Below are 25,741 nucleotides of genomic sequence, written 5' to 3' on the forward strand. Positions count from 1 at the left end.
GCCGGCAGATTTACAGTCTGCTCCCTTTGGCCACTCGGGAACCCCTCCAGGGTGTTTTTCCTAACTCATAATGGATAGGCTAAAGAGATGTTTTTCCCAACGCATCTCTCAAGTGCGGAGCGCATCATAGCAAACACGTTAAACCTGTAAAGAGTTTTTCTTATGGTTTTGTGTTGAATGCTGCCTTTTTGGGCAAAGATGGCGAAAAGTACGCATATTGCTCGGGAAGTGAACATCTATACTAAGGTTTACGTAGTGATAGGTAACACCTTGAGGTAACTCGCTTTCTACATTGTGTTTGGTTTGTGCAATTCGCCAAGAAACGTAAATGGAATTTAATCTAGATTTACACTTCTTGACGTTACAGCATTCATCAGTTGATAGAATACGGTTAATTTCATTTATAGATATTAATACCAATCGTAGTAAATAACATGTCATCCTAGCCTGTTAAAATGCTCGAGAACAGCGTCAGAAATTTTGATTGTAGAATAACTACTTATCGAAACTATCTGTTGAAAAGAGCTACCTTGTTCTCAAGCCTTTTCCCTACGCTATTTCTGACCACTTACTCACTGTGATTGGTATAAACCTTACTTGCAGACCATTATTATGAAGCATAAATCTGTTTTAACCCTGCTTAGCTTGTCTATTCTTATGGCGTCTCCAGCCGCACTAGCTAAACGCATGGGCCCTAGCACTGTCACTGTTGTTACTGAGCAAGTTGATATTCACCAAGTTAGCCAATCTCTTTCTTTGGTAGGTAAGTTAGAAGCAGAACAATCTGTGATCATTACCTCTGAAGTAGCGGGCAGAGTTGACTCTATCAACATCAAAGCCAATCAAGATGTCACCAAAGGGCAGATGTTGGTTCAATTAGATGACGACAAAGCAAAAGCTGCAGTTGCAGAAGCGCAAGCGTACCTAAAAGACGAGCAACGTAAGCTAGCGGAATTCCAACGACTAGTGAAACGTAACGCGATCACGCAAACTGAAATTGACGCTCAGAAAACCAATGTAGAGATCGCCAATGCTCGTTTAGCTGCTGCAAATGCCAACCTGAAAGATCTTCACATCAGCGCGCCATTCTCGGGCACTGTTGGTTTTATCGACTTTAGCCGCGGTAAAATGGTGACAGCAGGTACTGAACTCGTGACCTTAGATGACCTATCGGTAATGCAATTAGATCTGCAGATCCCGGAGCGCTACCTTTCTAAACTGTCTAAAGGTATGAAAGTAACGGCTCGCACTAGCGCATGGGGCGACACTCAGTTCACTGGTACTGTAGTAGGCATTGATTCTCGTATTAACGCTGAAACCTTGAACCTTCGAGTTCGAATCCACTTCGACAACAATAATGATTATCTAAAGCCAGGTATGTTAGTGGCGGCGGATATGGACTTCCCACCAGTTGAAGCGCCAATCATTCCAGTTCAAGCGCTTGAGTATTCTGGTACTAAGCGTTTCGTCTATGTTATTGGCGAAGATAACAAAGCGACTCGTACCGAAGTGTTCTTGGGTGCGCGTATCGATAACGAAGTTGTGATCGACAAGGGCATCGAGATTGGCCAGAAGATCGTGGTGCAAGGTATCGTGAACATGCGTGACGGAGTGTTGGTTCAAGAGCTCGCCGTTAATCGCCCAGCTAAACTTGATGAAAATACAGCAGCACAAGAAGGCGCTAACTAATGTTGTTATCTGATGTTTCTGTAAAGAGACCAGTAGCGGCTGTCGTATTGAGTCTGCTTTTGGTTGTGTTTGGTATTGTCTCTTTCAATAAGCTTGCAGTTCGCGAGATGCCTGATATTGAAAGCCCGGTGGTATCGATCAGTACTCGTTATGAGGGTGCGTCTGCCACCATCATTGAAAGTCAAATAACCTCCAATCTTGAAGACCAGTTATCCGGAATCAGTGGTATCGATGAGATCGAATCCACGACGCGTAACGGTATGTCGCGTATCACGATTACCTTTGAGCTTGGTTACGACCTCAATACTGGTGTCAGTGATGTTCGTGATGCCGTAGCGCGTGCTCAGCGTTCGTTGCCCGATGAAGCCGACGACCCAATTGTTTATAAGAACAATGGTAGTGGTGAAGCCTCGGTCTACATCAACTTAAGCTCGACGGAGATGGACCGAACGCAGTTAACCGATTACACCGAACGTGTGTTGATTGACCGCTTTAGTTTGATCTCAGGTGTGAGCTCGGTGGATATCTCGGGTGGCTTGTACAAAGTAATGTACGTGAAGCTGAAACCTGCTCAGATGGCGGGTCGTGGCGTTACGACCTCGGACATCACTTCTGCACTGAACAGTGAGAACATTGAAAGCCCGGGTGGTGAAGTACGTAACGATGCGATTGTGATGTCGGTTCGTACCGCTCGTTCTTACACTGAAGCGGAAGATTTCGAATACCTAGTGGTAAAACGTGCCTCTGATAACACACCTATCTACTTAAAAGACGTAGCGGATGTGTACATTGGCGCAGAAAACGAGAACTCGACCTTTAAGAGTGACGGCGTTGTTAACGTTAGTATGGGCATTGTGCCTCAGTCAGACGCGAACCCACTTGAGGTTGCTGACCTAGTCCATAAAGAAGTTGAAGCGATTCAAAAGTTCTTGCCTGACGGTACTCGTTTGGCTGTCGACTATGACTCAACTGTCTTTATCGATCGTTCGATCTCAGAGGTTTACAGCACACTCTTTATTACGGGTGGTTTAGTTATCCTCGTGCTTTACGTCTTCATAGGTCAAGCGCGTGCAACACTGATTCCAGCGGTAACCGTTCCAGTCTCTTTGATTTCGTCGTTTATTGCGGCTTACTACTTTGGTTTCTCTATTAACCTAATCACCTTGATGGCACTTATCCTGTCTATTGGTTTGGTGGTAGATGATGCGATCGTGGTGGTTGAGAACATCTTCCACCATATTGAACGTGGTGAATCGCCACTGCTTGCGGCTTATAAAGGGACGCGTGAAGTAGGATTCGCGGTAATCGCAACAACGCTTGTATTGGTGATGGTATTCCTGCCAATCTCGTTCATGGATGGCATGGTCGGTCTCTTGTTTACGGAGTTCTCGGTACTGTTGGCGATGTCAGTGATTTTCTCGTCTGTCGTAGCATTAACGTTAACGCCGGTTCTGGGTAGTAAGATCCTTAAAGCGAACGTGAAACCAAATCGCTTCAATCGATTTGTAGAACGTGTGTTTGGCAAGCTGGAAGCCGGATACAAAGCGGTATTGCGCCGTGCTTTAAACTGGCGTTGGGCAGCTCCAATCATCATTATCGCGTGTATGGGCGGTAGCTATGGCTTGATGCAACAAGTGCCGTCGCAACTGACGCCTCAAGAAGACCGTGGTGTTATCTTTGCGTTTGTTCGTGGTGCTGATGCAACCAGTTACAACCGTATGTCTGCCAATATGGACATCGTTGAAGAGCGCCTAATGCCGCTGCTTGGTCAAGGTTTCTTGAAGTCATTTAGTATTCAATCACCAGCGTTTGGTGGTAATGCGGGCGACCAAACGGGCTTCGTTATCATGATCCTGGAAGATTGGGATGAACGTGATGAAACCGCTCAGGAAGCGTTGAACGAAGTACGTAAATCTTTAAATGGTATTCCTGATGTACGTGTATTCCCATTTATGCCGGGCTTCAAAGGTGGTTCAAGTGAGCCTGTTCAATTCGTACTGGGTGGCTCTGATTACTCTGAGCTTCAGAAGTGGGGCGAACTGTTAAAGCAAGCGGCTGAAGACTCTCCAATGATGGAAGGTGCGGACATCGATTACTCTGAGAAAACACCAGAGTTATTAGTAACCGTAGATAAGCAACGTGCAGCCGAGCTAGGCGTTAGCGTTTCGGACATTTCAGATACGTTAGAGATCATGCTTGGCGGCCGTAGTGAAACCACTTTCGTTGACCGTGGTGAAGAGTACGACGTGTATCTGCGTGGTGATGAAAACAGCTTTAATAACGCGAACGATTTAAGCCAAATCTACATGCGAACTCAGTCTGGTGAGCTGGTTACACTCGATACGTTGACGCACATTGAAGAAGTGGCTTCATCGATTCGTTTGTCGCACTACAACAAGCAGAAATCGGTGACCATTAAAGCGAACCTAATGGAAGGTTACACGCTGGGTGACGCGCTCGATTTCCTTGATGAGCAAGCGATTGAGCAGTTACCAGGCGATATCTCAGTGAGCTACTCTGGCGAGTCAAAAGACTTCAAAGAGAACCAATCGAGTATCTTAGTGGTGTTTGCGTTAGCGATGTTGGTGGCGTACTTGGTACTTGCGGCGCAGTTTGAGAGCTTCATTAACCCGTTGGTGGTGATGTTCACCGTACCTATGGGTATCTTTGGTGGTTTCTTAGGTTTGGTGTTGATGAATCAAGGGCTCAATGTCTACAGCCAGATTGGTATGATCATGTTGATCGGTATGGTGACCAAAAACGGTATCTTGATCGTAGAGTTTGCTAACCAACTTCGTGACCGTGGCATTGAGTTTGAAAAGGCGATCATTGATGCTTCGGCTCGACGTTTACGTCCAATCTTGATGACGGCGTTCACCACACTAGCCGGTGCAATCCCATTGATTACTTCAACGGGCGCAGGCTATGAAAGCCGAGTAGCAGTGGGTACGGTTATCTTCTTCGGTATGGGCTTTGCAACTTTGGTTACTCTGTTCGTAATCCCTGCGATGTATCGACTGATTTCTGGCTCAACACGTTCTCCAGGTCATGTGGAAGCGGTTCTAAATAAAGAGCTGAGCCATGACAACGTGGGAAGAAGCAGTCACGGTTAATGAACACGCACGGCTAATGAACATGCAATAGTGTAACAATATTGAAAAGCCTGCGTTTGCTCCTAGCGAATGGCAGGCTTTTTTTGTATAACAAACAGAGCTCAACGAATTAATACAATAAATCGAATAAAGGAAAGTAAAGTGGCTGAATTTAAATACAAAGATCTTTCTCAAGAAGAACAAGATAAGCTGGATGCAGCAACCTTTCGTCGTCTGCTAGCACACTTAGACAATAATAAGGATGTTCAGAACATCGACCTTATGATCTTGGCGGGCTTCTGCCGTAACTGTTTCAGCAAGTGGTATAAAGCGGAAGCTGAGCAACAAGGCTTAGACTTGGATATCGATGACGCTCGTGAGCGCGTATATGGCATGACTTACGATGAGTGGAAACAAAACCATCAGCCAAAAGCGACGCCTGAACAACTAGCGGCGTTTGAAGCGAAGCAGAAGCCAGAATAATTTGTTCTCGCTAGAAATTGATGAATAGAACAAACCAAAAAAGAGCCCATCAGGGCTCTTTTTATTTTTTCGTCGGTGTTTGTTCTGTGGTTAAGCCAACTCACCCGTTTGCGAGAAAGCTTCTAGCTTCGCTGCATAAGGTTGTAGGTCACCGATATTCAGATTTACCCACTCGTCATTGAAGTAAGTGTCTAGGTAACGTTCACCGCTATCACATAGCAAAGTCACAATAGAACCTTTTTCTCCACGAGCTTTCATTTCACTGGCTAACTGAAGCACACCGTACATGTTAGTACCGGTTGATGCGCCAACCTTGCGACCAAGAATGTCAGATAACCAATGTGTCGTTACGATACTTGCTGCGTCTGGGATTTTACGCATTTCGTCAACCACACCAGGAATGAAGCTTGGCTCTGCTCGTGGGCGACCAATACCTTCAATCTTGCTGAATGTACTGCTTTTCACATTCACATTGCCTGTTTGGAAGTATTCGTGGAATACTGAGTTCTCAGGGTCGACAACACAAAGCTTAGTTTCATGCTGTTGGTAGCGAATGAAGCGGCCGATAGTTGCAGAAGTACCGCCAGTACCTGGGCTCATTACAACCCAAGCTGGAACTGGGTGATCTTCCATCTGCATTTGATTGAAAATCGAGTTCGCGATGTTGTTGTTACCGCGCCAGTCGGTTGCGCGCTCAGCGTAAGTAAATTGGTCCATGTAATGGCCGTTCAGCTCTTCTGCTAAACGGCGAGACTCATCGTAAATTTCATCTGAGCGGTCCACAAGATGCGCTTGGCCGCCGTAGAATTCAATTTGCTCGATCTTTTTCTTCGCTGTGCATTTTGGCATTACCGCGATAAATGGAAGGCCAAGTAGGCGAGCGAAGTAAGCTTCAGACACCGCAGTACTGCCCGATGAAGATTCAATGATCGTGGTTTCTGGGCCAACCCAACCGTTACAGATAGCGTATAAGAAGAGAGAACGCGCTAAACGGTGCTTTAAAGAGCCTGTAGGGTGTGTGCTTTCATCTTTAAGGTAAACATCAATGCCTTCGATACTTGGTAGATCGAGCTTGATAAGGTGCGTATCCGCTGAGCGTTGGTAGTCCGCTTCAATTTTACGAATCGCGTTGTTAATCCATTGATGGTCAGTGCACATAAACGTTCTCCTGATCGAGTGTAGGAATTCTTTGTAATTGGTATGGTTCTAATTTATCTATAATCGGAGAGAAAAACTTTGCCATATTTGCTTTGTTTTGCTTAAATTGTAGAAAATTATTCTCTTTAAATGCGATTTGGTGAAAGTGTGATAGATGCCGTAGATAAAAAAATATTAGGGTTACTGCAAGAAGACAGCACCCTGTCATTGAACGATATTTCTGAAGCGGTCAATCTCACTACAACGCCTTGTTGGAAAAGGCTTAAGCGCCTCGAAGAGAACGGTATTATTGAGAAAAGGGTCGCGTTATTGAACCCGGAAAAATTGGATCTTTCCTTTACTGCGTTCGTATTGGTGAAAACCAGTGATCATTCTCATGAGTGGTATGGTCGTTTTGTGAATACTGTGTCGGAATTTCCAGAAGTGATGGAGTTCTATCGCATGGCTGGCGAATATGATTATATGATGAAGGTTCAGGTTAAAGACATGAAGTGCTTTGATGATTTCTATAAGCGCTTGGTGAATAGCATTGATGGTATCTCTAATGTGACCTCGACGTTTGCGATGGAACCATTGAAGTACACGACAGCATTGCCGCTTTAAGCTGCGCCTAGTAATAGATTAACTATCGCTTTAGTTTAACTATCTTCTCAGTTTAGATCTCGTCTCTGCGATAAAGAAAAGGATTTTTCATGTTTGCAAAAGTATCTACCGCTATCCAGCTGGTACTGGCGGTCGCCATTTTTTACTTGGGTTACACCATCTACTCATTGACTAATAAAGTCGGTGAAATCGTTGATACTTACCCGCAAGTTATCGAAGACATATCGGGCCTCACCAAAGGGCTCAAAGTAGAAGAGCTATTAGCGCTTGCAGAACATGTCAGCGATCTTGCTCCTCAGGTGTTAAACACTGTCGAAAAAGTTAGAAAGACGATCGATGATGTGAATCAAACCGTAGCCTCGGTCGACAACAAAATCCCTGCGATATTAGATGAAGTGAAAAATGTTCGAACGGAAGTCGAGCAGGTAAGAACCGATGTTATTCCACCAACATTAACTGAATTAAAGAGATACCGCGTAGACGTAATGCCACCAATGCTCGCTGAAAGTAAGTCTTACCGCGAACAGACTATTCCTGTCATCGTCACGGAATCTGAAATGCTACGAGCGGAAGTCCCAGGTATTTTGGCACAAGCTAATTTGTTAGCTGATAAGAGTAAGGAACTCGCTCAGGGAGCCGCTGAGGGCGCGGTGAAAGGCGTAGTGTTATCGCCATTTAACCTTCTACGAGACGCAGGTGATGGCATTAAAACGCGAGTTCAAGGCGAGTTTGAGCCAACGTTAGAAGTTGAGTAGGTTTTATTGATTTTTGCGTGACGAGTTTTCTTAAGCGTCATTAAAGAAAGAGGCTAGGTATTAAACCTAGCCTCTTTTTGTTTGTGCGTATTTGGGGCTTGTAAGAAGCGTTTATCCGCTATTTATTTGAGTGCTATTTAATAAAACGCATCACACCTTCTTGTACTGCTGTCGCTACCAGCTCACCTTTCTGGTTGAAGATCTCGCCGCGCACTAGGCCGCGAGTGTTCGCTGCCGTTGGGCTTTCAATCGCATAAAGCAGCCATTCGTCCATTTTGAATGGGCGGTGGAACCAGATTGAGTGGTCAATCGTCGCCACTTGAAAATTTGGCGTCATGATAGAGACTTCATGTGGGTGAAGCGCCGTCACTAAGAATCCCCAATCCGATGCGTAGGCAAGCAGGTATTGGTGGATCAAGTGGTTGTCTGGCATCGCGCCATTCGCTCTTACCCAAAGGTATTGTTTCGCTTCCGTCTTCTTAGGTTTCAGTGGGTTTACCACCGTCACCGGACGCATCTCAATCGGCTTTTCGCCACAGAAGGTTTTGCGCAGTTTCTCTGGTAAGAATTCCGCAATGTGGCTCGCTAATTCAGTTTCTGAGGCAAAGTTCTCTGGTCCCGGAATATCAGGCATTGAAATCTGGTGCTCAAACCCTGGCGCATCGCCATGATAAGAAGCAGTGAGATAGAAAATAGGGCGGCCATTTTGAATCGCTTTTACACGGCGTGTGCTAAAGCTGCGTCCATCTCGTAGGTTCTCAACATCGTAAATGATTGGCTTTTCAGGATCGCCGGGAAACAGAAAATAACTGTGGAACGAGTGAACACTACGGTCGTCTTGAACGGTATAACGAGCAGCAGAAAGCGCTTGTCCCAATACCTGACCGCCGTATACCTGTGGTAGGCCTAGGTTCTCACTTTGCCCACGGAATAAACCTTCTTCCAGTTTTTCTAGCTGAAGTAAACTTAGTAATTCTTGTAAAGGTTGACTCATCGCCAGCATTCCTCTTGGTAAAATGGGTGTCAGATTATGGTGTTAATCATTTAGCTTAGTCAGATATCTGTCAATAAATCATAGGGTTTCAAGACAGAATATGAAAGCTCTCTTATAATTGGTGAGTAGATTTGCCGAGTCCGGCAAACATGTTGAGAGAAATTGAATATGAAAAAGGCTCTAATTCTTATTACGTCTTTAGTATCGTTTGGCCTACTTGTTGGTTGCCAAGCAACATCAGAAACGAGCGCTTCTCAAGAAGTGGTTGCAGAGAACACTCAAGTGATTTCAGGAACAGTAAGCTACCGTGAAAGAATTGCATTGCCAGAGAATGCAGTGGTTACCGTTACGCTAGAAGATATCTCACTGGCTGATGCACCATCGACGGTTATAGCAACTCAAGAGTTCACCACAGACGGTAAGCAAGTACCGTTCGCATTCGAGCTGAGCTACGACAACGACAAAATTAAAGCTAACCACCGTTACAACATGCGCGCATCGATTCATGTTGACGGTAAACTGCGTTTCATAACGGACACGATTAAGTCAGTAATTACTGATGTAGAAAATACACAGCAAGCAGACCTACGTTTGGTTGGTGTTCGTTAATCAGAAATCGATGCCACTGTTAAGGCATCTTGATTGGCTTAACTTAGCCAGTTGAATTGACGATTAGTGGCAGCTCTAGGGCTGCCATTTGTATATTCTGAGTTTAACTTTTCCTGCATCACTCACCTCAACCCCTTCTTTAACCAAATGCTGCTTTTGTCTGTCGAACGAATCAGCCTTTAAAGATATTTCACCCTTGCTGTTTATCACTCGATACCAAGGCAGTTTGCTACCTTCTGGCAGGTTACCCAGCGCTTTACCAACATGGCGCGCATAGCCCGGAAATCCTGAAAAACGTGCTATGTCTCCATAAGTTGTTACTTTCCCATATGGAATTTGGTGAATCACAGCAAAGATTTGGCTTAAAAATTGGTCCATACTAAATGTTCCTAGTTCATTAATACCACGGATCGGTAGAAGGAGAGGGCTATGGTATTTACAACGTTTCAGTTCTTGATAACCACATTATTAGCGGTTGTCTGCGCGAGAGCAATCAGTTTAAGTGAGGGAGATATCCCAGTACTTGCAATGGTCATTCCTGCTTTATGGATTTTGCCGCAAGGAGGCATCGCAGGATTAGCTTTGCTTGTCTCCATGACCACTTATGGATTAACGCTACCGCTACAACCCATAACGCTCTCAGTCAGTGTATGGGTACTGTTCCCACTATTGATGGTGGTCTTTTCAAAACGCAGCAGTTTGTCGGTCGTGATTATTTCTGGCTTGATCGTCGCAACGCTACAAGTCGGGATTATGGTGACCCAATCCGCAGGTAAGCTTGAAGGCGTTCCTTGGGTTACCACACTACAAACCTTGTCAATCATCGTTATTTGGTGGGCGGCAAATCATCTTAAGCCAGCCAGCCGACACAGCTGGTGGTCATTAGGCTTGATACTTCCATTATGGATGGCCGATTTACCTTATGCCGCTTTGGTTGCTTTGTGTGTAACGGGCATCATGGCATCGATGGAAACACTGACGCGCTTGAAAACGTTCCGCTGGAATAAACTATTGTGTTGGACATTGCCGACGGTTGGTTTTGCGGCACTGGTGATTACCCCAAGCATCGAAGTGCCTAGTCCAGTCTTTGTGGTGTGGTTATGTCTATTAGGCACCGCGTGGATGACAGACTACATCATTCGTACAGAAGATAACGAAGACATCGATATCTAGTACGTAGATAACCCGAACCTTACAAATGCAGGTAAATGGTGAATTTACCTGCGATTTTCTAGTGGTTTGAATAAAGGATAAGCACTTAGACAGCAATTGTTCAAAAATAGGGTGGAAGGGCTTGCAATGGTTGCTGTGATGCTTAATAATCCAATCACTCTTTGAGGCAAGCCTCTTAGAAAACGAATCTATGGGGGCCTGGTCCTCCCGCAACAATAGCTCGTGAACTCGGTCAGGCCTGGAAGGGAGCAGCCGCAGCGAGTGACTTGTGTGCCGGGATGTGGCTGGGTTCCCACCCCTTATGAAGCCTGCAATATATGTTCGCATAAATTGCAGGCTTTCTTCATTTCTGCATCATAAGTCTTCATATTTGCACCATAAGTCTTCATAGTCTATTTTTTGTTGTAGGTTTACAACAAAAGTGATTTGCTATGTTCGACCAAACCAAGAAATCATCTCACGTACACAACATCTGTAAGTTCATGAGCTTGAAGAATGATGCTGTTGTTCGCACTCTCTCCATTTTAGAGTTCGATTTCTGCTTTCACCTCGAATATAACGCAAACATTAAAAGTTTTACCTCTCAACCTTTTGGCTTCCACTATCAATTCAATAGTCGTAAGTGCCGATATACCCCAGATTTTTTAGTAACAGATCACAACGAGCAGTCAACCCTCTTCGAAGTAAAACACTCTAGTCAGATTCTCAAACCTGATTTCAGGAATAGATTTGAAGAGAAACAAAGAGTTGCGTTGAATGAGTTCAACAGACGCTTAGTTTTGGTTACTGAGAAACAAATTAGAATGGGACCGACGTTAGATAACTTTAAGTTACTGCATCGTTATTCCGGATTGCGAACTGTGACTGAGTTTCAAAAGTTAGTGTTAGCGTTTATTCAACGTAAACAAATGGTGCAGCTACAAGAGGTGTCTTTGTATTTCGGATTATCGGAACAGGACACACTTATCTCTACTCTTCCTTGGATCTCTTCGGGGCAAGTTCAAACAGACGTCAACAATATTGGCTTTGGCCTCGAAACTTACGTTTGGTGCTAACTATGCCATCGGACTCTAATAACATATTTGGGTTCTTTGATGAGTTTGAAGCTTCAGAAGGAGAGTCTCAGCCGCTTCCAATAGAGCTAATTCATGAACCTATTGAAATCTCCTCAACTATTGATTCTCAATCACCGAAGGTACAGCAAGAAGTTATCCGTCGTATCAAAATCATCGCGTTCGTAGAGAAGCGTTTAAAAGGCGGATGGACCGAGAAAAACTTGAACCCTCTCTTAACTCTTGTGGAATCGGAATTACAACTCATTCCCCCGAGTTGGCGAACTTTAGCAACTTGGAAAAAATCTTACTTTGAAGCGGGTAAAGACCCATGTGCGCTTATTCCTAAGCATACGTTTAAAGGCAATCGACAAAAAGAGTTCGATTCTCAATCTTTAGTTGATGAAGCAATTAACAGCGTATACCTGACTCGTGAACGCTTAAGTGCTGCTGAAGCATATCGATACTATAAGAGTCGAGTGATTCAATTAAATCGTGGGATTGTCGAGGGGAAAATAAAACCAATTGCTGAACGTTCTTTTTACAATCGAATACACGACTTACCTCCTTATGAGGTAGCGATTGCAAGGTTTGGTAAACGATACGCAGACCGAGAATTTCGCTCGGTTGGTCAGCAAGTAGTTTCGACCAAACCAATGGAGTATGTCGAAATTGACCATACACCAGTCCCAGTAATTTTGATTGATGACGAGCTAGATATTCCTTTGGGACGACCCTATCTGACGATGCTATATGACCGCTTCAGTAAATGTATCGTTGGGTGCAGTATCAACTTTAGAGAGCCTAGTTTTGACTCTGTCAGAAAGGCGCTATTGAACTCGCTACTAGATAAGAGTTGGGTAAAGCAAAGGTATCCATCCATTGATAATGAATGGCCTTGTCACGGCAAAATTGACTGTTTAGTTGTCGATAATGGTGCTGAATTTTGGAGTCAAAGCTTGGAAGATTCGTTACGGCCTCTAGTGTCTGACATCCAATACAGTCAAGCAGCTAAACCTTGGCGAAAGTCAGGGATCGAAAAGCTGTTTGATCAGATGAATAAAGGGTTAGTGAATTCACTACCTGGAAAAACATTCACCAACCCTACTCAACTACAAGATTACAACCCAAAGAAGGATGCGGTGGTTAGAGTTTCTGTATTTCTTGAATTACTTCATAAATGGATTGTCGATTATTACCACATGGCACCAGATTCAAGAGAACGTGATATTCCATACCACAAGTGGAACCAATCGGAATGGACTCCCTCCTACTACGTTGGTGCTGAGAAGGAGCAGTTGAGAGTTGAGCTAGGTTTGCTTAGACACCGAACTATTGGAGTGGTAGGGATTAGACTACATAACTTACGTTATCAGTCCTCCGAACTTATTGAATACCGTAAATATTGGGCATCTAACAATGGTAAAAAGCTTTTTGTTAGGACCAAAACAGACCCCTCTGATATCAGCTACATCCATGTTTACCTAGAATCGGAAAAGAGGTACATAAAAGTTCCAGCGGTAGACAACTGTGGATATACAAAAGGACTGTCCCTTTTTGAACATGAGCGCATACAAAAAGTACGCAGGCTTAACACTAAGCAGCTTGCTGATGATGAGGCGCTTGCGGATACATTTCTGTATATGAAGAAGCGTATTCAGGAAGAAACCGATAGGTTCCGCAGTGCCAAAAGTAATAAGGGTAGCTTGCCTAAAACGGGTAACACTTCGAAATTAGCAAAATTTAATGATGTGGGCTCAGAGGGGCCAAGCTCAATCAGTACGGCTCCGGCCAAAAAAGAAGCTGCGGTCGTGTTCGATGTTTCAGAACAAGTAGCTGATGATGATTTTGAAGATATTGAGGGGTATTGATTTGAACTTAACATCTAGACAGTTTGAGCAACTAAAATTCTTTGAAACCAGCTTTATCGAGTATCCAGCTATAACTGAAATCTACTCCATTTTCGATCAGCTTCGTTTTAATCACTCCCTTGGAGGTGAACCGGAGTCTTTCTTGTTAACTGGTGAGGCCGGAAGTGGAAAGACGGCTTTGATTAACAACTATCTATCACGCTTTCCGTCGAGTTGCACTTGGAGCAAACAACCTGTTCTTAGCACCAGAGTGCCAAGCCGTATAAATGAACAGAACACGCTTACGCAGTTTTTAGTCGATTTAGATGGAAAGTCTGGGGGAAGAGGTACTCGACGACGTAATGAAATTGCTCTTGGTGAGGCTGTTGTAAAGCAACTTAAACGTAAATCTGTTGAGCTGATTATCGTTAATGAAATTCAAGAGCTTGTGGAGTTTTCTACAGCAGAAGAAAGGCAAGCTATTGCTAATACGTTCAAATATATAAGTGAAGAAGCAAAAGTCTCGTTTGTGCTGGTTGGTATGCCATATGCTGATGTAATAGCGACAGAGGCACAATGGAATTCGCGATTAAGTTGGAGACGAAAGATTAACTATTTCAAGCTGTTGAAAGCTAACAGCCATTCGAGTGGAACGGCATCTTATAATTTTGACTTGGAGCAAAAAAAGCACTTTGCTAAATTTGTCGCTGGTTTGAGTGCGAGGATGGGCTTTGATGAACCGCCAGTGCTTACAAAAAATGAAGTGTTATATCCTTTGTTTATTATGTGTAGAGGGGAGTGCCGAGCGTTAAAGCACTTCTTGAAAGACGCACTACTTATGAGTTTCAATGAGAACGTCGATACGATAGACAAAGAGATATTGTCGCGCACGTTTTCATTTAAGTTTCCCTACTTTGATAATCCCTTTAATTGTCCTGTAGAGGAGCTTCGTCTTCATCAAATTGACTCTGGATCGTCTTACAACCTAAATGCCATTACTTCAGAAGATAAGATTCTCGCCCCTCGTTTTACGGATGCAATTCCGTTGAGCATGCTATTGAGCAAAAATGGACTTAAAGCTTAAGTATTACTTCTCGCTCTTTAGGCTCTCCAGTAACACCGCCTTCTCTTCATCACTCATCTTATCAATGGCACATGCTAACTCAGCGCTCAATTCGCTCCTACAGAAAAAGTAGTTTAGCGGCACATCTAACTCTTCAGCCATACGTTCAAGCGTACCAATATCGGGTACATGTCTGCCTTTTTCGTAATGATTCATACGACCGCTAGCAGAACTCTGCTCCATACCAATTTTCACCCCTAAATCTTTTTGGGTGATCTTGGCTTTTTTACGCGCAGCTTTGAGCCTCGCTGGGATTGGGTTGTCTTTTTGCACTTACACATTTCTTTTCAACCTTTAGATAACTTAGATTGTCTAAGTTTTACTGATTTTTGTATACTTAGCAATCCTAAGTTTTTATTGCCTGTAAGAGTCACATGAAGAAAGTAACCAGAATTAACCCTCACATGTTTAACCTATTGATTGAAAAAGGGATGGACAATTTCTCCGTCACAGAAGCTAGGGATGCTTTGTTAAACGGTACTTCAGCCTTCCCGAGCAAGGTCGACGCGCGAAAGTATGTTTATAAACAACTTCTATCACTTGAGGAGAAAGGTTGGCTTTCTGTTATTGGGACTCGTAGAGACAAACGTTACCATCAAACTAACGAATTCAAAGCGCTCACAGTTGAGCCTAGATCGGGTCGAAATAGGCAAGCTAAAGTCGATTCAATGGCTGTTCAAACTTCGGAGTACTCTATACATGCATTAGAGCAAGAGAAGAAACAGTATGAAGGCGAGTTGGCAATTACTCTAGGCGAGATTGAGGAATACCAATCGTTGTTAATGCGTTTCCCAAACAATAAGCAAGATATGCAGCCGCTATTTAATGCGGCAAGAGAACGCTCAGCCAAGCTATTAGGCAGAATTAATGCACTAACCAACTGGATGCAAGTCGCGCAAAGTAAGGCTCCTCAATGTTAAGAGCATGGCAAGCCGAGTGTGCAGCTCAAGCTATCGAGAAATTCACTTCAAACAAGTATTCACACTTCTTCTGCCAAGCGACTCCTGGAGCGGGTAAAACCGTTATGGCCGCCGAGGTTGCGAGACGGTTATTTGAACAAGGCATGATTGACTTAGTGCTGTGTTTCTCTCCTTCACTGACTGTTGCAGAAGGGATGCAAAAGACCTTTTCATGGAAACTGGAATGTTCTTTTAATGGAGGCTTGGGTTCTCTTGGGGGCTCTTATACCTATCAATCCATCCGTTTTTTAGATGAAAACTTCTGGAACACCGTCAGTAAGTATCGAGTACTAGTGGTATTTGATGAGATCCATCATTGCTCGTTTGATGATGAGGGACGGTCAAATTCATGGGGGCTAGAAATCGTCTCGAAGATCCAAAGCTTTGCTCGTTATACTCTGGCGCTGTCGGGCACTCCTTGGCGTTCTGATCGGTTACCTATTGTCATGGCTGAGTATTCTGATCCTGAAGGCAAGGTTGTTTGCGATTATCAATACGGCTTGCAACAGGCAGTTGAAGATAAGGTATGCCGCCGCCCTAAAATCGTTTTAATCGATAATGAACACCTGAGCGTTAAGGCTAGCAGTGACAATCAACACTTCGCCTCTATTCTTGATTGCCTTAAACAATCCGATGTCTCTTATCAAAGCGTCATCCACAACGAAGATGCTATGAATTACATACTAAATAGCGGCTGCCAAAAGTTAGAGCAGATAAGGGAAGAGTCCCCAAGTGCTGGAGGCTTGGTGGTCGCCTCTTCTATTAAGCACGCTAAAGACATTCAAAAGCGACTTGTTGAGCACTTTAATCAATCAGCATGCATAGTGACTTATCATCATGATAATCCGTTACATGAAATTGAGTCCTTTCGTCACTCAACGGTTCAGTGGATAGTGAGTGTTGGGATGATAAGTGAAGGAACGGATATCCCTCGGCTTCAGGTTTGTTGTCATATGAGCTCGGTAAAAACGGAACTGTACTTCAGGCAAGTCCTTGGAAGGATATTGAGAGTTAATGATTCACCCAATCAAGAAGCCTGGTTGTATACCTTTGCCGAAGAAAGTTTGATTGGGTTTGCTGAAAGAATTGAGCAGGATATTCCTGATAGCTGCATGTACATTAAACAAGATAACAACGTACCGAGTGGTGTTGATGAAATACGCCTGCAGTCAAGCACTGTATCGGAAAGCGTTCAATCTAATCGACCCCAACCAAGCTTACTTAGTTGGGGAGAAACTTCAGATATGATGAATTCAAATAATGCAGGGTTCACTTTAGCATTTGATGAACTGAGGTTAGGCCAATTTAAACAGCGAGTGATCGCTGCATTTATCTAAATAGATTCCGCTTCAATCTCTTTCAGTGTTTTGCCTGTAGCACTTCTCCAGTAATCGGGTCCGCTGTAAGGGTAACCAAGTAGTACTGCGGCGGCTTGAGATGCTCTCGGCTCCAATAATTTTTGCCCTAGATAATCAATAACATTACCGCTCGGTGATCACAGACATAGTAGACACGTTTGCAACAAACTTTTGGACAACGACGAGTTACGATCTTTCGAGCTGCCCAACCTTTTCGCATTACTTTATTTTTATCAGCTTACGCTTAAATATAATCTTGCCCATTCTTAAAGCGTTTACATTATAATGATGCAGAAATTATTTAACAAAATGTCTCATTCGAGCCTCTCTCGGTGTCTGGTCGAATACTTGTTTGAACTTAGTGGAGAAGTAATTACTGTCCTGATAACCAACCCTAAATGCGATATCTGTAATAGATTGATCAGTATAGAGAATATCGGAAAACGCTTTGCTGGTGCGTATGTAATGCAGATACTGATTAAAATTCATGCCCGTTAATTTCTTAATGCTGTTTGTTAACTGACGCGAAGACAGTTTGACCGCCTCGGCTACATCATTAATTTCATTAACGCTAGCATAGTACTGCTGGATATGAGATAGGGCGTAAATGACTTTGTCGTTGCTATTAAGCAGATCTGCGTCTTTCATTTTACCTCGCCACAGCTCAACAATAATCTGCTGAAAAATGAACTGAGCAATCATTCGTGACTCTTCACTGTCGATATGTGACTCAATATGCAAGCGTTCGATCAGCTGACGCACACTTTGTGCGGTGTTCTCATTAATAAACCAGCCTGTTTCTCTTTCTGATTCGCATGGCATAAAACGCTTCAGATCCGAGCAGACTTGCAACTTATCTTTTTCAAACAGGACATTACTTAAATAGAGATTATCCACAGAATCGAATAGGTGACGGTCTTCCTTTTTCACAAAGCAAACGTAGTTTTTGCTTAGGTTCATAGGCACATCATTCATGACATGTGTACCACAACCCTCTGAAACAATAATGATTTCTTCAAATGAGTGTGCGTGCTCAGGATAAGGTTCCTGAGGGGCTCTAAGCTCGGTAGTGACCGGACTATTTGAGTTCATAAAGAACTCTCTCGATTTAAGATAGATCATTTTTACACCTCTTTCTCCCACGGGTTAAATGTAGAGGCTTAGACTTTTGCGTACCTAGTCTAACATCTCACTTTTGCTCACTCTTTTATTGATATTTTCAAAAGTGTGAAGGCAAAGTTGCTCACCTTAAAAAACTCACCAAAATACCCTCTTACCTATGTTAATTCTCCAAGGTTAAAATTTACCAAGTTTGTAAGCTGACCCTAATCCTTCTGATGACAAATCACCAATGTCAGAAGTTCAGGGCAAAAGTACATTAACGTTAAAAAAATAAAAACAAAGACATAAAAAACAATAGCTTACGAATAGCAAGGAGACAATCATGTCTGAAACTATTACCTCTACACAAACGCAAGAAACAGAAGTTACCCTCAATGAATATGAACAAGAACGAGTGCCCAAACACAAACTGCTTGGCTGGCGACACTTTCTTGGCTCCTATTCTGGCGAACACGTAGCCGGTACCGAATTTGTTATCGGTGCTGCTTTTGTCGCCTGGGGAGCCAGTACGTTTGATATTCTGATGGGGTTATTGGTTGGTAACCTAATGGCAGTTCTGACATGGGCATTGATAACCGCGCCGATCGCAACCCAATCTCGATTAACAGTTTACGAATATTTACGCAGAGTCGCTGGCCCTAGCTTCAACAAAGTCTACAACGTGGTTAATGCAGTGTTGTTCTGTGCATTAGGTGGAGCGATGATTACCGTGTCAGCCTCTGCAGTACGTATTTTATTTGATATTCCAGCGCAAACTCACTGGTATCCAAATAGTGCCGCGTTTATTGCTGTTGCACTCGCTGTAGGTGCTATCGTGGTCGCCATTGCGGTATTGGGCTTTCAAAAATGTGCTCAGTTCGCAACCGTCTGCTCACCTTGGCTACTGATTATCTTTGTCACTGGCGGCATGGTAGCCCTTCCTGCACTGAGTAACGTTGGTAACGGTGAAACCTTTACTGGATTTGGCCAGTTCCTATCTCTGGCGGATCAATACATCTGGACAGGACAAACGCCCGATGGTTCACCATCGATGACGTTCTGGCAAATCGCCGCTTTCGCTTGGGTATGTAACCTAGCAATGCACGGTTCTTTGGGTGACATGGCGCTACTACGTTTCGCGAAGAGTGCAAAATACGGTTACTTCTCAGCGTTTGGTATGTTCTTTGGCCACTACATTGCATGGATTTGTGCTGGCGTAATGGGTGCAGGTGCGATGCTGCTAATGCAAACCGGCATGGCTAATCTTGATGCAGGCGGTATCGCTTACGCAGTGCTTGGCTCTACAGGTATTGTTGCTGTTATTATCGCAGGCTGGACAACCTCAAACCCAACGATTTATCGCGCAGGTTTGGCGATCCAAAGTATCTTCCCGAATAAATCACGAGCATACATCACGACTATCGTTGGTGTGGTTACTGCGGTTATTGCTTGTTTCCCATTCGTATTCACCCGTCTGCTAGACTTTGTTGGCTACATGGGCCTGCTACTTGCACCAGTTGGCGCGATTATCGTTTCGGAGCACTGGGTATTTAAGAAAATTGGTCTGACACCGCTATGGTCTAAGTACCAAGGTAACGACCTAAACAAAGCTGCACTGATCACTTGGGCAATTGGCGTTGTATTCGCAGTTACCTGTGAGCAACTAGGCTTCTTGCATTTGTTCTTCCTATTCGTCCCAACTTACCTGCTATCTATGGCGATCTACATCATGTTAGCAAAATCAATGGGTGCGGCTGATGACTACACTCAACAGGAAGAGGAGTACCAAGAAGAACTAAAACAGCGTGAAACGTATCATGCAGAGCTAGCGAAACGCGAAGAAGCACAGCAAACAGAAGCAAAACCGGCCTGTATGCTAGAGAGAGTATCTGGAGTAGTTGCTCTGGCATCTTTAGCGGCTATCGTGATTTCAGCACTGAACGTGTGGGGAGCTGGCGCTGACTATCAAGTTGCCTTCGAATCCTTTAAATCTTTCGCGATTTATCCAACCATCACTTACTTTATCACAGCAACCACTTGGATCACGCTGCGTGATAAAGCATAGGAGATTTAACTCATGGATAACCTGATTCGAAAAGCTTTTGTCATGCAGTTAAATGAAGACTGTAAGGCAGAATACAAAAAGAGACATGACGAAATCTGGCCAGAGTTGGTGGACGTATTAAAAAGTCACGGTGGTCATAATTACTCCATCTTTCTCCATGAAGGTACCAACCAGTTGTTCGGCTATGTCGAAATCGAGAACGAGGATCGCTGGCAGCAAGTTGCCGAAACGAAAGCCTGTCAAAAATGGTGGTCTTTTATGCAGGACATTATGGCGACAAACTCCGATAACTCTCCTCAATCAATTCAGTTAGATTCCGTTTTCTATCTTGCCTGAGACACACTCTAATAACCAAGCCCCGCATTTCGTGGGGCTTATTATTTTTTAGCCAACCAAATGTTATGTCCTCCCTGTGGTTTCAAGCAGTAAAGAGCTTGAATAAGTAAGAAAAACCACACCTTTTACACGTCTATTTCACTTCACTTAACCCCAAGTTTATCTGGCCTCAACGCGTTAATGCAGAACCTAGTGAGCAAAAGTTTGAAATACCGCAAGAGCTTCTTGAGAAAAACGCACCAAATACGAATTTGCAGGGGGATTTTTGAAGTTATTCAAGCGAAAAAAACGGTGTAATACCTTTAAAGAACAAGAGGGTTAATCATGATGAAGGCTGTGATTGCAATAGACCTTGGGGCGTCAAGCGGACGTGTCATGGTCGGTTATCTGAACAACGGAAAAATCGATCTCGAGGAGTTTCATCGTTTTCAAAACCAGCAAGTGATGCATGGTAATGAATCGTATTGGGATCTCTACTCCATCTTGGAAGAGATTAAAGTAGGCATCAATAAAGTACTTGCGATTGGGGTAGAGATTACATCTCTGGGAGTTGACACTTGGGGTGTAGATTTTGTCTTACTGGATAAATTTGGTCGTCACCTTGGCGAGTTCGTCAGCTACCGTGATGCGCGAACTGAAGGTACGTTAGAAAAGCTACTTGAAGACAGTCAACTGACACGTGAGGAAGTCTATCAGCAAACTGGGATTCAGTTTTTACCATTCAACACACTTTACCAGTTGAAAGCGATTGTTGACCAGCAGCCGGAATGGTTCTCAGATATCGATACGTTGTTGTTTATTCCTGATTACCTGAACTACAAGCTCAGTGGCGTTAAGCATTGTGAGTATACCAATGCGTCCACCAGCCAATTATTGGAATGCAAAGATAAGATTTGGAGCAAACCATTACTGGATGCTTGTGGCGCAAAGATGGAATGGTTCCTGCCACCTAAAATGCCTAACCGCATTATCGGACAATACCATGTAGGTGACGTACAAATTCCGGTCTGCTCTGTGGCAAGTCACGACACCGCTTCAGCCGTGGCCGCGACCCCTATCGCACATGACACGATGGCTTACCTGAGCTCAGGTACATGGTCTCTGGTAGGGATTGAAAGCTTCGAACCCTACACCGGTGAGCTCGCATACCAATACAACCTGACTAATGAAGGTGGTGTTGACGGTCGTTACCGCGTGCTGAAGAACATCATGGGCTTATGGTTGATTCAGCGCATTAAAGCAGAAAACCCATCTCTGACTTTCCCGGATATTGCCAGCCTTGCGCGTCAAGCCGAGCCGTTTAAGTTCATCTTGAACCCAAATGACAACGATTTCTTAAACCCTGCGTCTATGACGCAAGCGATTAAAAACTGGTTTAAGAAACGTGACCTTAAAGCGCCAGAGACACTATCCGAAGTCATTCGCTGTATCTACGACAGCTTAGTACTGGCGTACGAAAGAGTACTGACTGAGCTATCAGAAGTTACCGGCAAACCAATTACTGAATTGCGCATCGTCGGTGGTGGCACGCAAGACCAGTTCCTTAACCAACTTTGTGCGGATGTGTGTCAAATCAAGGTCTCTACCGAACCAACAGAAGCCTCCGCATTAGGCAACGTGATTAACCAATTTATCGCGTCCGACATTATTACCTCACTGGAAGAAGGCCGCCAAATTATCGATGCCTCTTCTGATGTGAAGAACTTCACTGCAAACCCTATTGAGGGATTGGAACAAATCAAATCCCAATTCCAACAAATTACTAAATAAGGTACATAACCATGAGCAAAGAGCAGATCATTTCAGCTTACGAACAAGCAAAAGCGATTTTCGAAAAATACGGTGTGGATACAGAAAAAGCACTAGAACTACTGAACCAAACGCCAATCTCTATGCACTGCTGGCAAGGCGACGATGTACGTGGTTTTGAATCTCCAGATACGGTATTAAGTGGTGGTATCCAGGCAACGGGTAACTACCCTGGCGCAGCAAAAACTCCTGCACAACTGCGTACAGATATGGAAAAAGCCTTCTCGCTGATTCCGGGTAAAAAACGTGTCAACCTGCACGCTATCTACATCGACTCCGATGAATATGTTGAACGTGACCAAATTAAACCTGAGCACTTTTCTCGCTGGGTTGAGTGGGCGAAGAAACAAGACCTTGGTCTGGACTTCAACCCGACCCTGTTCTCTCACCCAAAAGCAGATGACGGCCTGACGCTGTCTCACCCAAATGAAGAGATCCGTCAGTTCTGGATCGACCACGTAAAAGCGAGCCGCAAAATTTCTGAATATTTCGGCCGTGAGCTTGGCTCTGCATCATTCATGAACATCTGGATTCCTGACGGCATGAAAGATCAACCAGTTGACCGCCTGTCTCCACGCGCTCGTCTGGCGGATTCTCTAGATAAAGCAATGGCTGAGAAAATCGACACTGCATTCCACAAAGATGCGGTAGAAAGCAAACTGTTCGGTATAGGTGCAGAAGCTTTCACCGTTGGCAGCAACGAGTTTTACCTAGCGTACGCAGCAACCCGCGGCACGGCACTATGTCTTGATGCTGGTCATTTCCACCCGACTGAAGTGATCAGCGACAAAATCAGCGCATGTTCACTGTACGTCAATGACCTGCAGCTACATGTAACCCGCCCGGTTCGTTGGGACTCAGATCACGTGGTGTCGTTCGATGACGAAACTCAGGCAATCATGCGTGAAATAGTACGTAACAACCTGCTGGATCGCGTAGCAATTGGCCTGGACTTCTTTGATGCATCAATCAACCGCTTAGCGGCTTGGGTTATCGGCACCCGCAACGCACAAAAAGCACTGCTCAAAGCACTGCTTGAACCAGTAGAGCAACTAAAAGTGGCAGAAGCATCCTTCGATTACACCACACGCCTTGGACTGATTGAAGAGACTCATTCTCTACCATGGGCAGCTATATGGAACTACCACTGTCTGCAAAACGAAGTCCCGGTTGGCTTTGATTGGATCAACGACGTGAAGGATTACGAAGCAACCATTCTGGCAACACGTTAACTCAAATCGCTCAACAACCAAACAAGTCAGATTTACATCTGACTTGTTTGGTTAAGCTAACTAGATATAAAAGGCTAATATTATGATTCAATTAAACGATGCAGTGATACGCGAAATAGAGAAAGTCAGCGAAGTTTCTCAGTACCTTTGGCAACGTGAATGGGCAGAGCGCAACGGCGGTAACATCTCTGTTGACGTCACAGATCTATTTGATGAAACCCCGCAAGTTGACGTGCAGGAAAAAGCACTGCCACTGCAACTACCAATGGAAAGTGCTAACCGCATTTATTACGTAAAAGGTACCGACCAACGCATCCGTGAACTACGGGAGCCTGACTATGCGGGTTGTGTACTTAAAATCAACGCAGCGGCAAACGGCTACCAGATCATCTGGGGCGGTAAAGCGAGTGAAGATTTTGCCCCGACCTCTGAATTTATCAGCCACATTAAAATTCTTGTAGAAAAGAGCAAAGCAGGGTCTGACCACAAATCCGTGGTTCACACTCACCCGCTTGAACTGATTGCGCTTTCTCATCACCCAGACATTTCAAAGAGCAGTGAACTGTTCACCCATACTTGCTGGAAGATGCTGCCGGAAGTCCGTGCATTCGTCCCGCGCGGTATCGGTATGATCCCTTACTGCCTGCCTTCTTCAGAAGAGTTAGCGGATGGCACAACAGCAGCATTGCTTCAGCATGACGTCGCGATCTGGGAAAAACATGGTGCAACTGCTTCTGGTGCCGATGTTCTGCAAGCATTTGATTACGTAGATGTCGCCAATAAAGGCGCAAAATTGTACCTGATGTGCACAGCTGCTGGTTATGAACCGGAAGGTGTGACTAAAGAAAATATGGATATTTTGAAACGAGAATTTAATCTGTAGGGTGAAAATTATGAGTGTGTTCAAACTGGCTTTTCCGAAAATCAACTACTCCGGTGCTGGCTCAATCGAAGCATTAGTTGAGCGTCTTACTGAAGAGCATGGCAGTGAAAAAGGCCTGCTTATCTGCGATCCGACTCTGGTTGAGCTTGACTTTGCTGACAAGCTTCTAGGCAGTTCGCTTAACCTGATGCTTTTCAAAGATGTGCGTCCAAACCCGGACACAAATACCGTGAACAGCGCTTACAAGATGTATTTTGAGTCTGAGGCGCAATTTATTATCGGTTTCGGTGGTGGCAGCTCAATTGATACCGCGAAAGCAATCAAAATTCTTTCTGCTAATGATGGCCCGATTTCGACGTATAACGGTGTTGAAAAAGTAAAAAAGCTCGGCTCTCCACTTTATGCAATAAATACCACTGCAGGGACGGCGGCTGAAGTAACAAGTAACGCAGTGATCACAGACACAGAGACACATGTCAAACACGTAATCATCTCCGACAAAATCATCCCAGAAATTTCCGTGAACGACCCTAGTGTTATGCTAGGGATTCCTAGCGACACTACGGCAGCAACCGGTATCGATGCGTTGACTCACGCGGTCGAGTCTTTTGTATCCGTTGGGGCACACAAATTAACTGATTATATTTCTCTTGAAGCCATCAAAACCATCGCGCAAAACTTGCCAAAAGCAGTTGATGACGGCTCAAATGTCGACGCTCGTGAAATGATGGCATACGGTCAGTTTATCGCCGGCTTGTCATTTAACAGTGCAGGTCTGGGGATGGTTCACGCAATGGCTCACCCTGCAGGTGCTCACAAAGACTTGCCTCACGGGGTATGTAATGCAATTTTGTTGCCTGTCGTGTGTGAATTTAACCGCCCGTACTGCGTTGACAAATTTGCACAGGTTGCCGAGGCACTTGGCGCAGACACATTTGGCATGACAGCGGAAGAAGCGAGCCTGATAGCAATTGATGAACTTCATGCGCTTAACCGACGAGTGCGCATTCCTGAAGGCTTTGCTCAACTAGGCGTAACGGAAGAAGATATTCTGAACTGGGTAGACGATGCAATGGCTGACCCTTGTGCAGGCGGTAACCCTCATCCTATGACTCGTGAGCAAGTAATCGCACTGTATAGAAAAGCACTGTAACTTCGGAAGGGTCATTATTTACTCTTTGTTCTCAATACATCGCAAACGACATTAACACAAATGCCAACAAAACCATGTTGGCATTCCCCTCTTTTCTGATTTTTTATATCCAGTTGAAATTTATCAACAACGTTTGTTGCTAATGCATTAGCAACTAAGTATTGGTACTCATGTAAGCACCATCCATACTTTCATTTTATGTATCTTGTCGGCGTTGTTGCCTAAATCAATTGAACCTTTTTCGAGTCCTGCGATCTGATCCTT

The 25,741-nt window shown here is 44.3% G+C and carries 24 protein-coding genes and 1 other RNA gene; 19 read left to right on the forward strand and 6 right to left on the reverse strand.

Features of this window, described 5'->3' with window-relative positions; translation table 11 throughout:
- The first annotated feature begins 612 nt into the window (after positions 1-612).
- The 3 genes from ACED41_RS04700 to ACED41_RS04710 all read left to right on the forward strand — a co-directional run bounded on the left by ACED41_RS04700 (position 613) and on the right by ACED41_RS04710 (position 5,264).
- Positions 613-1,689: an efflux RND transporter periplasmic adaptor subunit gene (locus ACED41_RS04700; protein WP_371724556.1), complete on the forward strand. Its 1,077-nt coding sequence runs from the start codon at positions 613-615 to the stop codon at positions 1,687-1,689.
- Entirely contained in the window at positions 1,689-4,802 is a 3,114-nt protein-coding gene (gene vexH / locus ACED41_RS04705) for a vibriobactin export RND transporter permease subunit VexH (protein WP_017084563.1), read from the forward strand. Before ACED41_RS04700 ends, vexH begins: the two co-directional genes overlap by 1 nt.
- 141 nt (positions 4,803-4,943) lie before the next feature.
- Positions 4,944-5,264 carry a DUF1244 domain-containing protein gene (locus ACED41_RS04710; RefSeq protein ID WP_004736423.1) on the forward strand — a complete coding sequence of 107 codons (321 nt, stop codon included), beginning with the start codon at positions 4,944-4,946 and terminating at the stop codon, positions 5,262-5,264.
- A 90-nt stretch (positions 5,265-5,354) separates the two neighbouring features.
- Here the strand turns inward: ACED41_RS04710 and ACED41_RS04715 are convergent, their stop codons facing one another.
- Positions 5,355-6,422: a PLP-dependent cysteine synthase family protein gene (locus ACED41_RS04715; protein ID WP_371724558.1), complete on the reverse strand. Its 1,068-nt coding sequence runs from the start codon at positions 6,420-6,422 to the stop codon at positions 5,355-5,357.
- Positions 6,423-6,551: 129 nt separating this feature from the next.
- Between ACED41_RS04715 and ACED41_RS04720 the strand changes: the two genes are divergently transcribed.
- Both ACED41_RS04720 and ACED41_RS04725 read left to right on the forward strand, forming a co-directional pair.
- Entirely contained in the window at positions 6,552-7,025 is a 474-nt protein-coding gene (locus ACED41_RS04720) for an Lrp/AsnC family transcriptional regulator (RefSeq protein ID WP_017062025.1), read from the forward strand.
- Between the two features lie 89 nt (positions 7,026-7,114).
- Positions 7,115-7,780, forward strand: a complete 666-nt coding sequence (locus tag ACED41_RS04725) for a hypothetical protein (RefSeq protein WP_371724559.1) — start codon at positions 7,115-7,117, stop codon at positions 7,778-7,780.
- A 133-nt stretch (positions 7,781-7,913) separates the two neighbouring features.
- On the opposite strand, the gene tesB is transcribed toward ACED41_RS04725, so the two are convergent.
- Complete coding sequence (gene tesB / locus ACED41_RS04730; protein ID WP_371724560.1) at positions 7,914-8,774, reverse strand: acyl-CoA thioesterase II; 861 nt, start codon at positions 8,772-8,774, stop codon at positions 7,914-7,916.
- Positions 8,775-8,942: 168 nt separating this feature from the next.
- Here tesB and ACED41_RS04735 point away from each other — a divergent pair, with 168 nt between their 5' ends.
- Positions 8,943-9,383, forward strand: coding sequence for a YbaY family lipoprotein (locus ACED41_RS04735; protein ID WP_017058951.1), 441 nt, complete (start codon positions 8,943-8,945; stop codon positions 9,381-9,383).
- A gap of 75 nt (positions 9,384-9,458) precedes the next feature.
- On the opposite strand, the gene ACED41_RS04740 is transcribed toward ACED41_RS04735, so the two are convergent.
- Positions 9,459-9,761: an MGMT family protein gene (locus ACED41_RS04740; protein WP_017058952.1), complete on the reverse strand. Its 303-nt coding sequence runs from the start codon at positions 9,759-9,761 to the stop codon at positions 9,459-9,461.
- A 51-nt stretch (positions 9,762-9,812) separates the two neighbouring features.
- Between ACED41_RS04740 and ACED41_RS04745 the strand changes: the two genes are divergently transcribed.
- The 5 genes from ACED41_RS04745 (at position 9,813) to ACED41_RS04765 (ending at position 14,542) form a co-directional block, all read left to right on the forward strand.
- Positions 9,813-10,556 (forward strand): hypothetical protein, encoded by a 744-nt coding sequence (locus tag ACED41_RS04745; RefSeq protein WP_017080372.1) that lies wholly within the window; start codon positions 9,813-9,815, stop codon positions 10,554-10,556.
- A gap of 196 nt (positions 10,557-10,752) precedes the next feature.
- An RNA gene (ffs, locus tag ACED41_RS04750) (signal recognition particle sRNA small type) lies at positions 10,753-10,849 on the forward strand.
- A gap of 138 nt (positions 10,850-10,987) precedes the next feature.
- A complete protein-coding gene (locus tag ACED41_RS04755; protein ID WP_019820394.1) occupies positions 10,988-11,611 on the forward strand; it encodes a TnsA endonuclease N-terminal domain-containing protein in 624 nt (207 codons plus the stop codon).
- Between the two features lie 2 nt (positions 11,612-11,613).
- Positions 11,614-13,479, forward strand: a complete 1,866-nt coding sequence (locus ACED41_RS04760; RefSeq protein WP_102350899.1) for a Mu transposase C-terminal domain-containing protein — start codon at positions 11,614-11,616, stop codon at positions 13,477-13,479.
- Entirely contained in the window at positions 13,448-14,542 is a 1,095-nt protein-coding gene (locus ACED41_RS04765) for a TniB family NTP-binding protein (protein ID WP_371724561.1), read from the forward strand. Before ACED41_RS04760 ends, ACED41_RS04765 begins: the two co-directional genes overlap by 32 nt.
- A gap of 3 nt (positions 14,543-14,545) precedes the next feature.
- Here ACED41_RS04765 and ACED41_RS04770 read toward each other — a convergent pair whose 3' ends face one another.
- Positions 14,546-14,854, reverse strand: a complete 309-nt coding sequence (locus ACED41_RS04770; RefSeq protein WP_102412631.1) for a helix-turn-helix domain-containing protein — start codon at positions 14,852-14,854, stop codon at positions 14,546-14,548.
- Positions 14,855-14,955: 101 nt separating this feature from the next.
- On the opposite strand from ACED41_RS04770, the gene ACED41_RS04775 reads away from it, so the two are divergent.
- Together ACED41_RS04775 and ACED41_RS04780 are read left to right on the forward strand one after the other, a co-directional pair.
- The gene (locus ACED41_RS04775; RefSeq protein WP_371724562.1) at positions 14,956-15,501 is read left to right on the forward strand and encodes a hypothetical protein; all 546 of its coding nucleotides are present in this window, start codon (positions 14,956-14,958) and stop codon (positions 15,499-15,501) included.
- The gene (locus ACED41_RS04780) at positions 15,495-16,877 is read left to right on the forward strand and encodes a DEAD/DEAH box helicase (RefSeq protein ID WP_371724563.1); all 1,383 of its coding nucleotides are present in this window, start codon (positions 15,495-15,497) and stop codon (positions 16,875-16,877) included. The genes ACED41_RS04775 and ACED41_RS04780 overlap by 7 nt, the downstream gene beginning before the upstream one ends.
- On the opposite strand, the gene ACED41_RS04785 is transcribed toward ACED41_RS04780, so the two are convergent.
- Both ACED41_RS04785 and ACED41_RS04790 read right to left on the reverse strand, forming a co-directional pair.
- Positions 16,874-16,993 (reverse strand): DUF4357 domain-containing protein, encoded by a 120-nt coding sequence (locus ACED41_RS04785; protein WP_241823911.1) that lies wholly within the window; start codon positions 16,991-16,993, stop codon positions 16,874-16,876. The genes ACED41_RS04780 and ACED41_RS04785 overlap by 4 nt on opposite strands.
- A 202-nt stretch (positions 16,994-17,195) precedes the next feature.
- On the reverse strand, positions 17,196-17,990 hold the full coding sequence (locus ACED41_RS04790; RefSeq protein ID WP_371724564.1) for a helix-turn-helix domain-containing protein: 795 nt from the start codon (positions 17,988-17,990) through the stop codon (positions 17,196-17,198).
- Positions 17,991-18,342: 352 nt separating this feature from the next.
- Here ACED41_RS04790 and ACED41_RS04795 point away from each other — a divergent pair, with 352 nt between their 5' ends.
- The 6 genes from ACED41_RS04795 to ACED41_RS04820 all read left to right on the forward strand — a co-directional run bounded on the left by ACED41_RS04795 (position 18,343) and on the right by ACED41_RS04820 (position 25,477).
- On the forward strand, positions 18,343-20,064 hold the full coding sequence (locus ACED41_RS04795) for a cytosine permease (protein WP_186176225.1): 1,722 nt from the start codon (positions 18,343-18,345) through the stop codon (positions 20,062-20,064).
- A gap of 12 nt (positions 20,065-20,076) precedes the next feature.
- Positions 20,077-20,400, forward strand: coding sequence for an L-rhamnose mutarotase (gene rhaM, locus ACED41_RS04800; protein ID WP_186176224.1), 324 nt, complete (start codon positions 20,077-20,079; stop codon positions 20,398-20,400).
- 324 nt (positions 20,401-20,724) lie between these two features.
- The gene (gene rhaB, locus ACED41_RS04805; RefSeq protein WP_371724565.1) at positions 20,725-22,170 is read left to right on the forward strand and encodes a rhamnulokinase; all 1,446 of its coding nucleotides are present in this window, start codon (positions 20,725-20,727) and stop codon (positions 22,168-22,170) included.
- An 11-nt stretch (positions 22,171-22,181) separates the two neighbouring features.
- The gene (locus ACED41_RS04810; protein WP_371724566.1) at positions 22,182-23,441 is read left to right on the forward strand and encodes an L-rhamnose isomerase; all 1,260 of its coding nucleotides are present in this window, start codon (positions 22,182-22,184) and stop codon (positions 23,439-23,441) included.
- Between the two features lie 82 nt (positions 23,442-23,523).
- Positions 23,524-24,324 carry a rhamnulose-1-phosphate aldolase gene (gene rhaD, locus ACED41_RS04815; protein ID WP_371724567.1) on the forward strand — a complete coding sequence of 267 codons (801 nt, stop codon included), beginning with the start codon at positions 23,524-23,526 and terminating at the stop codon, positions 24,322-24,324.
- Positions 24,325-24,334: 10 nt separating this feature from the next.
- Positions 24,335-25,477 carry an iron-containing alcohol dehydrogenase gene (locus tag ACED41_RS04820; protein ID WP_371724568.1) on the forward strand — a complete coding sequence of 381 codons (1,143 nt, stop codon included), beginning with the start codon at positions 24,335-24,337 and terminating at the stop codon, positions 25,475-25,477.
- Positions 25,478-25,741: the final 264 nt, after the last annotated feature.

It is taken from the genome of Vibrio sp. 1F255, from assembly GCF_041439145.1.
GTDB lineage: Bacteria > Pseudomonadota > Gammaproteobacteria > Enterobacterales > Vibrionaceae > Vibrio > Vibrio crassostreae_C.